The organism is Sphingomonas bacterium, assembly GCF_903643035.1.
Taxonomy (GTDB): Bacteria; Pseudomonadota; Alphaproteobacteria; order Sphingomonadales; family Sphingomonadaceae; genus Sphingomonas.
In genome coordinates this window covers 1-9,716 of the sequence record NZ_CAHJWW010000095.1, presented here as the reverse complement: position 1 = coordinate 9,716, position 9,716 = coordinate 1, and the positions used below count along the sequence as shown (strand labels likewise).

Annotated in this window: 11 protein-coding genes; 5 read left to right on the top strand and 6 right to left on the bottom strand. The window is 70.6% G+C overall.

What is annotated here, in order from left to right; genetic code table 11:
* Both HUV01_RS07780 and HUV01_RS07775 read right to left on the bottom strand, forming a co-directional pair.
* A partial coding sequence (locus HUV01_RS07780) for a metallophosphoesterase family protein (protein ID WP_174297726.1) occupies positions 1 to 510 on the bottom strand: 510 nt, incomplete at its 3' end.
* 96 nt (positions 511 to 606) lie between these two features.
* On the bottom strand, positions 607 to 1,302 hold the full coding sequence (locus HUV01_RS07775; RefSeq protein WP_174297725.1) for a pirin family protein: 696 nt from the start codon (positions 1,300 to 1,302) through the stop codon (positions 607 to 609).
* A 107-nt stretch (positions 1,303 to 1,409) separates the two neighbouring features.
* Here HUV01_RS07775 and HUV01_RS07770 point away from each other — a divergent pair, with 107 nt between their 5' ends.
* The 3 genes from HUV01_RS07770 to HUV01_RS07760 all read left to right on the top strand — a co-directional run bounded on the left by HUV01_RS07770 (position 1,410) and on the right by HUV01_RS07760 (position 4,092).
* Positions 1,410 to 2,543, top strand: a complete 1,134-nt coding sequence (locus HUV01_RS07770) for an AI-2E family transporter (RefSeq protein ID WP_368040008.1) — start codon at positions 1,410 to 1,412, stop codon at positions 2,541 to 2,543.
* A gap of 136 nt (positions 2,544 to 2,679) precedes the next feature.
* Positions 2,680 to 3,396 (top strand): response regulator transcription factor CtrA, encoded by a 717-nt coding sequence (gene ctrA / locus HUV01_RS07765; protein ID WP_174297724.1) that lies wholly within the window; start codon positions 2,680 to 2,682, stop codon positions 3,394 to 3,396.
* Between the two features lie 480 nt (positions 3,397 to 3,876).
* The gene (locus HUV01_RS07760) at positions 3,877 to 4,092 is read left to right on the top strand and encodes a response regulator transcription factor (RefSeq protein ID WP_174297723.1); all 216 of its coding nucleotides are present in this window, start codon (positions 3,877 to 3,879) and stop codon (positions 4,090 to 4,092) included.
* 33 nt (positions 4,093 to 4,125) lie between these two features.
* On the opposite strand, the gene HUV01_RS07755 is transcribed toward HUV01_RS07760, so the two are convergent.
* Positions 4,126 to 4,629 (bottom strand): energy transducer TonB family protein, encoded by a 504-nt coding sequence (locus HUV01_RS07755; RefSeq protein WP_174297722.1) that lies wholly within the window; start codon positions 4,627 to 4,629, stop codon positions 4,126 to 4,128.
* Positions 4,630 to 4,775: 146 nt separating this feature from the next.
* A complete protein-coding gene (locus HUV01_RS07750) occupies positions 4,776 to 6,479 on the bottom strand; it encodes an amidohydrolase (RefSeq protein ID WP_174297721.1) in 1,704 nt (567 codons plus the stop codon).
* Positions 6,480 to 6,643: 164 nt separating this feature from the next.
* Here HUV01_RS07750 and HUV01_RS07745 point away from each other — a divergent pair, with 164 nt between their 5' ends.
* Together HUV01_RS07745 and HUV01_RS07740 are read left to right on the top strand one after the other, a co-directional pair.
* Entirely contained in the window at positions 6,644 to 7,903 is a 1,260-nt protein-coding gene (locus tag HUV01_RS07745; RefSeq protein WP_174297720.1) for a threonine ammonia-lyase, read from the top strand.
* Between the two features lie 118 nt (positions 7,904 to 8,021).
* Entirely contained in the window at positions 8,022 to 8,792 is a 771-nt protein-coding gene (locus tag HUV01_RS07740; RefSeq protein ID WP_174297719.1) for an arginyltransferase, read from the top strand.
* A gap of 138 nt (positions 8,793 to 8,930) precedes the next feature.
* Here HUV01_RS07740 and HUV01_RS07735 read toward each other — a convergent pair whose 3' ends face one another.
* On the bottom strand, positions 8,931 to 9,227 hold the full coding sequence (locus tag HUV01_RS07735) for a GIY-YIG nuclease family protein (RefSeq protein WP_174297718.1): 297 nt from the start codon (positions 9,225 to 9,227) through the stop codon (positions 8,931 to 8,933).
* A 151-nt stretch (positions 9,228 to 9,378) separates the two neighbouring features.
* The coding region (locus HUV01_RS07730) for a transglutaminase-like domain-containing protein (protein ID WP_174297717.1) at positions 9,379 to 9,716 on the bottom strand (338 nt) is incomplete at its 5' end.

Sequence of the window (9,716 nt, the reverse complement as noted above, 5' to 3'; positions counted from 1 at the left end):
GCCGCCCACCGTGTCGATCTCCTCGTCCTCCTCCCGCCCGGCCAGCGGATGGTGCGCGGCGACCAGGATCAGGTCGCCCGCCGGCGCGGCGCGGATCGCCGCGGCCGCTTGCGCCAGCGACCGGCGGGACACCTGCCCCTTGGACTGGTCGATCCGCCATTGCAGCCGCGCGACGGTGCGCAGCGGCACCACCGTCACGCCGGGCAGCGCCAGCGACCGCTCGATCATCCGCTCCACCGCCAGGTAGCGGCGGTACGGGCGCACCAGCCGGCCGAACGGGTCCGAGTAATAGGGGATGTCGTGGTTGCCGATCTCCACCGTCACCGGCACGCCCAGCGCCTCCAGCCACGCCGCGCCGCGCGCGAACTCGTCGCGGCGCGCGCGCATCGTCAGGTCCCCCGTCATGATGACCGCGTCGGGTCGTTCGGCGGCGACGCAGGCAGCGAACCAGGCGATCGCGGCCGGGTCCTCCGCGCCGAAATGCACGTCGCTGACATGGAACAGCTTCATGGGCGCGACAACGCCGACCCGGACGAAAGGAGCCGGCCTCTTCCGCCGACCCCCCGGCCCCGCCCGGACGTGACGGCCCGGACACGAGGCAAGCAGCTAGTCGGCGTCGACGAGGACGATCTCGCTGTCCTCGATCGCGGTGATGGTGACGGATCCCGCCGTCAGGCCGGCGCCGTCCCGCGCGTCGACGCGCACCCCGTCCAGCGTCACCGCCCCGGTGGCGGGGACCAGATAGGCGTGCCGGCCGTCGCCGACGACATGGGTCAGCGTCTCGCCCGCCCTCAGCGTCGCGCCGAGCATGCGCGCGTCGGCGCGGATCGGCAGCGCGTCCGGGTCGTCGGCAAAGCCGCTCGCCAGCGTGACGAAGCGGCCGGCCCGGTCGCCCTTGGGGAACGGCCGGGCGCCCCAGCCCGGCGCGCCGCCACGGGTGCGCGGCTCGATCCAGATCTGGAACAGCGTCGTCGGCTCGTCCTCCCCATTGTATTCCGCGTGACGAACGCCGCTGCCCGCGCTCATCACCTGCACGTCGCCCGCCCCGGTGCGCCCCTTGTTGCCCATCGAGTCCTCATGGGTGATCGCGCCCGAGCGGACATAGGTGATGATCTCCATGTCGCGATGCGGGTGAGCGGGAAAGCCGGTCCCCGGTCCGATCCGGTCGTCGTTCCACACCCGGATCGCGCCCCAGCCCATCCGCGCGGGATCCTGGTAGCCGGAGAACGAGAAATGATGGCGCGCGTCGAGCCAGCCGTGATCGGCGTGGCCAAGAGTGGCGAACGGTCGCTTGTCGATCATGCTGAGCCTCCTTGCAGGCCGGTCATATGGTGGCGCGGGGGCGGCGGGTGAATGCGCGACGATGAAAACGTTTCGCGTCGGCCCGCACGATCTGTCACCAGCGGGTCGTGACCGACACGACGCCCCCCGCCGCCGCACCGATCGCCGCCCCGATCACCCCACCGATCGCCTCGCCGGACGCCCGCCGCGGCCGTCTCGCGCCGGATGCGGACGACGCGCGGTTCGTGCGGCGGGTCGGCATCGTCGTCCTGCTGATCGCGCTGGCGTCGGCGCTCTACAGGATGGGCGACCTGCTGATCCTGGCGTTCGGCGCGATCCTGGGCGCGATCGCGATCCACGCGCTTGCCGAGCTCTATCGCGACTGGCTCCGGTTTTCCGCCAGGCTGTCGCTCGGCGCGGGCATCGCCAGCGTGCTGGCGCTGATCGGGTTCCTGTTCTGGCTGTTCGGCATCCAGTTCGGGGCGCAGGTCAACGCGCTCGTCACCCAGCTGCCCGGACTGCTCGCGCAGCTGTCGCGCTGGCTGTCGCAGACGCCGATGGGCGCCAAGCTGGTGAGCGCGGTCAACTCCGCCTACGCCGGGTCGAAGGTGGCGCGCGACCTGTCCGGGCTGGTGCTGGGCGGGGGCGAGCTGGTGCTCAACTTCCTCCTGCTGCTCGTCGGCGCGCTGTTCCTCGCCGCCGATCCCGGCGTCTACGAGCGCGGTTTCCTGCTGCTGGTGCCCCCCTCCAAGCGGGCGGCGGTGGACGACGCGCTGCTCGACGCCGCCGCGACGCTGAAGCTGTGGCTGCGCGCGCAGCTGATCCAGATGACGACGATGGGCGTCCTGATCGGGCTGGGCCTGTGGATCGCGGGCGTCCCCTCGGCCGCCGCGCTCGGCCTGCTGGCGGGCCTGTCGGAGTTCATCCCCTATGTCGGCCCGACCGCGGCGATGCTGCCCGCGCTGGGCCTCGCCGCGACCGCGGGCACGGGGCCGGTGCTGGGGACGCTAGCCACCTATGCGCTGGTCCGCGTCGTCCAGTCGAACTTCATCACGCCGTTCGTCACCAACCGGGTGATCTCGATCCCGCCCGCGATCACGCTGTTCGCGATCCTGGGCATCAGCGCGGTGTTCGGCGTGTTCGGGCTGTTCTTCTCCGCCGCGCTGCTGGTCGTGATCTTCACGCTGGTGCGCAGCCTGTACCTGCGCGAGGTGCTGGGGGAGGACATCCCCCATGCGGAGCGTCCCGCCCCCCTGCGGTAGCGCCCCTCCCGCTTCCGACGCCGCCGGTTAGGATCGAATTAACCTTTTTCCTTCACAGCGTGTGTGGTTAATGGATCAGGGCGGGCACGCGACGGACGACCAGCGCCGAGCGAACCGCGGACGGGGGAACAGGTCGATGCGCGTGCTGCTGATCGAGGACGAGCCCACCACCGCGAGGGCGATCGAGCTGATGCTCACGGCGGAGGGGTTCAACATCTACACGACCGACCTCGGCGAGGAGGGCCTCGATCTTGGCAAGCTCTACGACTACGACATCATCCTCCTCGACCTGAACCTGCCCGACATGCATGGCTACGACGTGCTGAAGAAGCTGCGCGTGGCGCGAGTGTCGACGCCGGTGCTGATCCTGTCGGGCGTCAACGAGATGGACAGCAAGGTCCGCTCGTTCGGCTTCGGCGCCGACGACTATGTCACCAAGCCGTTCCACCGCGAGGAGCTGGTCGCCCGCATCCAGGCGGTCGTCCGCCGGTCCAAGGGCCATTCGCAGTCGGTGATCCGCACCGGCAAGCTGGCGGTGAACCTCGACGCCAAGACGGTGGAGGTCGACGGGTCGCGCGTCCACCTGACCGGCAAAGAATATGCGATGCTGGAGCTGCTGTCGCTTCGCAAGGCCACGACGCTGACCAAGGAGATGTTCCTGAACCATCTCTACGGCGGGATGGACGAGCCCGAGCTCAAGATCATTGACGTCTTCATTTGCAAGCTGCGCAAGAAGCTGAGCCTCGCCTGCGACGGCGAGAACTACATCGAGACCGTCTGGGGCCGGGGCTATGTGCTGCGCGAGCCGGACGAGGCGGCGGCGGAAGGCGTCAGGACGGCGAAGATGGCCTGAACCGCCGCGTCCGGGCACACCGACGCCCGACGACTCCTCCCCCCTTCCCGTCCCCGAGCGCCACCGGCCCGCCGGCACCTTGCGGTGCCGCGACGCGCCCGCCCGCGATCCCGGCCGCCGCGCGCAACATCGTCATCGTTGCCCACACAGGGGTCGAACCCGCGCGACCATCCCGCGTCGCCTGGACACCGATCCGTCGCGCCCGCCGCCCGAGTATAGACGCTCCCGCCCCATGATCCCGACGACCTCGCCATGATCGCGATGTCGTGAAACTGTCTTGTCTTTCGGTCAGGAAGAGTGTTCTAGTCCGCCGACCATGAACAGGGCCAGCCATGTCGCAAGATGACGATATCGTAACGACTGACGGCCGCGTCGACCGGGCCATCGTACTTCTTGCCGGTCATTGATCGGTGTCGATCAACATTGTCAATGCGGCATGATATTGTACGCGAAACGATCTGGCGATTTAGGGGAAGACGGATGCACAATGGGAAGGATGTCCTGCTCACCACCCGTGAGACGCAGGTGGTACGTCTCGTGGGAACGGGCCAGTCCTCCAAGCAGATCGCGCTTGTCCTCGGCATCACCCACAAGACGGTCGAGACCTATGTCGAACATGCCCGCATGAAGCTGAACGCGTGCAACCGGTCGCAGCTCATGGTCCGCGCCGCCCTGCTCGGCCTTCTGGAGGAGTAGCAGGGCGGCGGCGGCGCGGGCGGACGGCCCGCCTCAGCCCGCGGGGGCGTCGGCGACCGGGTCGAGGAGCGCGATGCCGGCCGGCCCCTTGAACCAGGCGTTGCCCTTGAGCTGCTCCGCACGGATCTTCACCATGTCGCGGTCGAGATCGTCCTGGCTGTTCGCGAAGAGCAGCGTGGCGACGTATCGCTGACGATGGCTCATGCCGTCGGCCAGCGGATGCAGGGTGGCGACCTGCCGCACCGCCTGGAGCGCCGCGCGGTCCATCCACGGATTGCCCGAGCTCCTGTAGACGGAGACGTCGCTCGGCCTGCCGCTGTCGCTGCAGTTGAACTTGATCCTGACCACGCCGCTCGGCCGTTCCCGGCCCAGCGGACCGCGCGTCCTCGCCATCTGCGTGTCGAGCGCCTGTCCCACCCGCTTCGCCCAGACGACGAGCGTGATGGGCGTGCCTGGCGCGGGCGCCTGTTCGTGGGCGGCGACCGGTGCGCAGAGCAGGCCCGCGGCGATCGCCGGGGCGGCGGGAAAACGAAGCATGGCGTGTCTCCAGAGAGGCCCGGGAGTCGCCCCGGGAGCCGGCCGGCGGCTTTCTCGCCCGGCCCGCGCGTCTGGTAGTCGCCGCCTCCCGCTCCCGACAGCCGGGCAAACCTCCCGTGCCAAACCCATCGGGAAAACTTCGGATGCTACCCCCGCGTCCACACCTTGCGTCCCCCCACCCACGTTTCCTCCACCCTTGTCGCGCGCAGGTCCGTGGGGCTCGCGAGCATGGGGTCGCGGTCGACGATGATGAAGTCCGCCATCTGGCCGGGCTCCAGCGTGCCGAACTCCCGTTCCGCGAAGCCGGCGCGGGCGCCCGCGCCCGTGAACGCCCACCACGCCTGCTCGCGCGTCACGCGCTCCTGCGGCTGCCAGCCGCCGAACGGCTCGCCGTCCGCGCCCTGCCGAGTGATCGCCGCCGCCCATCCGGCGAAGCAGTCGGGCTTCTCCACCGGGAAGTCGGACCCGAACGCCAGCGGCACGCCATTCCTCAGCATCGTCGCCCAGGCATAGGCGCCCGCCAGCCGATCCGGGCCTAGCCGCGCCTCCGCCATCCGCCGGTCGCTCGTCGCATGGGTCGGCTGCATCGAGGCGACGATGCCGTGCTGCGCGAACCTTGGCAGGTCGGCGGGATCGACGATCTGCGCGTGCTCGATCCGCCAGCGCCGGTCGCCCTTGTAGGTCTCGCTCACCTCGTCGATCGCGGCCAGCACCTGTGCGTTCGCGCGGTCCCCGATCGCGTGGACCGCGACCTGATAGCCGTCCATGGCCGCGCGGCTCATGCGGTTGCGGATGACGTCGTCGGACATGAACCCGGCGCCGGTCTGGCCGGGCGCGTCGGCATAGGGCGCCTTCAGCCAGGCGCCGCGCGAGCCGAGCGCGCCGTCGGCGAACAGTTTCACCCCGCCCATCCTCAGGTGATCGTCGTACAGCCACGGCGTCGGCCCCGTGCCCCCGATCTGCACCGCCGTCTCGACCCCCAGGCCATAGGTCATCAGCCGCACGCGAAGCGCGCCCGCATCGCCCATCCGCCGGTAGGAAAGCCAGTCGTCGATCGACATCGCCATGTCCGCCGTGGCGGTGACGCCATAGCCGAGCAGGATCGCCTGCGCCTTCAGGAACGCGGCGTCGCGGTCCTTGGGGGCGGGCCGGGGCACCGCCTTCTCCACCAGCTCGCGCGCGGCGTCGACGAAGACGCCCGCCGGCTGCCCGTCCGCCCTCTCGATCCGGCCGCCTGCCGGCGCGACGGTCCGCGCGGTGACGCCGGCCGCTCGCATCGCGGCGGTGTTCGCCCAGCCGGCATGGCTGTCCGCCCGCGTCAGCCACACCGGCCGGTCGCCGACCGCGTGGTCGAGCTCGGCGGCCGTGGGGAAGCGGCCCAGCCCCCATTTCTCCTGGTTCCAGCCACCGCCGACGATCCACTTGCGATCGGGGTTGGCGGCGGCATAGGCGGCGATCCGGCCTTGCGCGTCGGCAAGCGACACGGCGTCCGACAGGTCGAGCTCCAGCGCGCGGAACCCCATCTCCATGACATGCCCGTGCGCGTCGATGAAGCCGGGCAGCATCACCCGCCCCTTCATGTCCGCTCGCCAGTCGAGCCGGTCGGGCCGCTTGTCCTTCGCGCCCAGCAGCCGCACGACCCGCCCCGCGGGGCTCAGCAGCAGGCCGGTGAAACGCGTCACATGGCCCTGCCCGTCGACCGTCATGCCGTCGACGTCGTCGACCAGCGCGCCGGCCGACGCGGGCGCGTCCGCGGGCGTCGGAGGCGGCGCGCGCCGCGCCTGCGCCGGCGCACCGGAAAGAAGCGAGGCGGCGACGAGCGAGGAGGCGACGATGGCGGGCTTGAGCATGGGCGGGGCATAAGGCGTGTTTCCTCGTCCCGCCATATGATCTAGGCCGCGCCTCACTTCCCGTCCGGGCCGGGCTTGTCGACGCCCCGTCCCTCCCCGGACGCGAAGAAGCACGGCCCTTCGACAGGCACGGCCCTTAGACAAGCCAGGGGCGAACGGAGAAAATGGTGGCGACCCTTGCCCGCGAGCCTCTGGCCCAGCCCGTCACGATCGACGACGTCCGGGCGGCGCATGTCCGCATCCGCGAGTCGATCGTGCGTACCCCGACGCTCGTCAGCCGCACGCTCAGCCAGATGACCGGCGCGCAGGTCTATCTGAAGTTCGAGAACCTCCAGTTCACCGCCGCATACAAGGAACGCGGCGCGCTCAACACGCTGCTGCAGCTGCCGCCGGAACAGCGCGCCAAGGGCGTCATCGCGGCGTCGGCGGGCAATCACGCGCAGGGCCTCGCGTACCACGCGCACCGGCTGGGCGTGCCGGCGACGATCGTGATGCCGACCAACGCCCCGATCACGAAGGTGACGCAGACGGAAGGCCATGGCGCCGCCGTCGTGCTGCACGGGGAGACGTTCGACGACGCATACGCGCACGCCCGCGTGCTGGAGGCGGAGCGCGGCTATACCTTCGTCCACCCGTTCGACGACGTGCGCGTGATCGCCGGGCAGGGCACCGTCGCGATCGAGATGCTGGAGGACGTGCCCGCGATCGACACGTTCGTCACGCCGATCGGCGGCGGCGGCCTCATCAGCGGCATGGCGGTCGTCGCGCGCGCCGCCGCCGCCGCGCCCGGCGGCCACCCGATCGACGTGATCGGCGTGGAGGCGGAGCTGTTCCCGTCGATGTTCAACCGGCTGAACGGCACCGACATGCCGTGCGCGGGCGACACGCTGGCGGAAGGGATCGCGGTCAAGGAGCCGGGCGTCGTCACCAGCGCCATGGTCGCCGAGCTGGTGGACGAGATACTGCTGGTCAGCGAACGCAGCCTGGAAAAGGCGGTCAGCCTGCTGCTCCAGATCGAGAAGACGGTGGTCGAGGGCGCGGGCGCCGCCGGGCTCGCCGCGCTGATCGCGCAGCCGGAACGGTTCGCGGGGCGCACCGTCGGCGTCGTGCTGTGCGGCGGCAACATCGACACGCGGCTGCTCGCCAACGTCCTGCTGCGCGACCTCGCGCGGTCGGGGCGGCTCGCGCGGCTGCGGATCACGTTGCAGGACCAGCCGGGCGCGCTGTTCAACGTCGCGCGCATCTTCGACCAGCAGCGGATCAACATCATCGAGGTGTACCACCAGCGCGTCTTCACCCTGCTGCCCGCCAAGGGCCTCATCACCGACATCGAGTGCGAGGCGCGCGACCGCGCCGCGCTCGACCGGCTGATCGCGGCGCTGCGCGAGGCGGGCTATGCCGTCGGCCAGGTCGAGCTGGAGTGATCCCGCCCGGATGGCATCATCCGTCGTCTTTCGTGGTAAAGCCGCTTTGCAGGACGCGCGCCGCTTTGCATAAGCATGTCCGGAGGCGCCCACGCCCATGCACGAGGCCTGATCCGCGGTGACCGCGCCCTTCCGTTTCCCGCGCTTCTTCGTCACCAGCCCGGCGCCCTGCCCGTATCTGCCGGGCCGGCAGGAGCGCAAGGTGTTCACCGAGCTCAACGGCCCGCATGCCGCCGAGCTGAACGACGCGCTGGGCCGGATCGGCTTCCGCCGCTCGCAAGGGGTCGCGTACCGCCCGAGCTGCGCCGGCTGTTCCGCCTGCGTGTCCGTCCGGGTGGTGGCCGGCGAGTTCCGTCCCAGCGCCAGCCAGCGCAGGCTGCTGCGCCGCCACGGCGACCTGGACGTCACGGCCTGCCGCCCCTGGGCGACCGACGAGCAGTTCCGCCTCCTGCGCCGCTATCTCGCCGCGCGGCATCCCGGCGGCGGCATGGCGACGATGGACGAGGAGGACTATGCCGACATGGTCGAGCAGTCCCCGGTCGACTCGGTGGTGATGGAATATCGCGAACGCGGGTCCGGCGGCGCGCCCGGCCGGCTGGTCGGCGCCTGCCTGACCGACCGCCAGGCGGACGGATTGTCGATGATCTACAGCTTCTTCGACGCCGGGAGCGGGGGTGGCGGCGGCAGCGACGGCGCGACGGGGGAGAGCCGGCCGGCGCTGGGCAACCTCATCATCATGGACCACATCCTGCGCGCGCACGATGCCGGGCTGTCCTATGTGTACCTCGGCTATTGGGTGAAGGGGTCGGCGCGGATGGCGTACAAGGTGCGCTATCGCCCGATCGAGGTGCTGGGTCCGGCGGGCTGGTCGCGGCTGGCGGAGGATTGAGAAGGGTACATCGTCACCCCAGCGAAAGCTGGGGTCGACCCGCCGAGGCTGATACCCGCTCAAGCACGCGCCCGGCACGAGATGCCAGCGTTCGCTGGCATGACGGCTGTTTGTCACCCCAGCGAACGCTGGGGTCGCTCAGCCCCATGCGATCCGGTCGAACAGATCGTCCCACTCGGCCTTGGCCGCCTCGATCAGCTGGATCTTCCACTCGCGCCGCCACGCCTTCAGCGCCTTCTCGCGCGCGATGGCATGTTCGATCGAGTCGTGCTGCTCGACCAGCACGAGCCGGTTAAGACCATAGCGACGGCAGAACGCCGAGCCGCGCCCGCCGCGATGCTGGTCGATCCGCTCCGCCAGATACGCGGTAACGCCGGTGTACAGCACGCCGTGCGGCTTGTTGGTCATGATGTAGGTGTAGCCGGGGCGAGGCATGGCTTGGGTGAGTCCTTCCGCTCGGAGCGATGCCAGTGTTCGCTGGCATGACGACGCATCGTCACCCCAGCGAACGCTGGGGTCGCTCTGGAACAGCGCCGCACCTTTACCCGCGGGAGGCCAGCGTTCGCTGGCATGGCGGGATGTGGGCCTATTCCTCCCCCTGCACGCTCACGTCGACATCCAGCACCTCGCGGCCCTCGCCCAGCCTGTACCCCGCAACCGGGGCCGCGCCCGCCGCGTCCAGCGCCGCCGCCACGCGGACGTGGCGCTCCTCCGGGCTGAGGCCCAGGCAGGGATCGAAACCGATCCAGCCGACCCCCTCGACATGCGCCTCCGCCCAGCCGTGCGGCGCGGGGCGGTGGTCCTCGGCGTCGAGCGAATAGCCCGAGACGTAGCGCGCGGGGACGCCGAGCGCGCGCGCGGCGGCGACGAACATCTGCGCCATGTCGCGCGGCGTGGCCTCGGCGCGCGCGAAGGCGGAGGCGG

Coding starts and splice junctions, on each gene's coding strand:
- HUV01_RS07775 (WP_174297725.1), bottom strand. CDS start 1,302: ATGATCGACAAGCGACCGTTCGCCACTCTTGGCCACGCCGATCACGGC.
- ctrA (WP_174297724.1), top strand. CDS start 2,680: ATGCGCGTGCTGCTGATCGAGGACGAGCCCACCACCGCGAGGGCGATC.
- HUV01_RS07760 (WP_174297723.1), top strand. CDS start 3,877: ATGCACAATGGGAAGGATGTCCTGCTCACCACCCGTGAGACGCAGGTG.
- HUV01_RS07755 (WP_174297722.1), bottom strand. CDS start 4,629: ATGCTTCGTTTTCCCGCCGCCCCGGCGATCGCCGCGGGCCTGCTCTGC.
- HUV01_RS07750 (WP_174297721.1), bottom strand. CDS start 6,479: ATGCTCAAGCCCGCCATCGTCGCCTCCTCGCTCGTCGCCGCCTCGCTT.
- HUV01_RS07745 (WP_174297720.1), top strand. CDS start 6,644: ATGGTGGCGACCCTTGCCCGCGAGCCTCTGGCCCAGCCCGTCACGATC.
- HUV01_RS07735 (WP_174297718.1), bottom strand. CDS start 9,227: ATGCCTCGCCCCGGCTACACCTACATCATGACCAACAAGCCGCACGGC.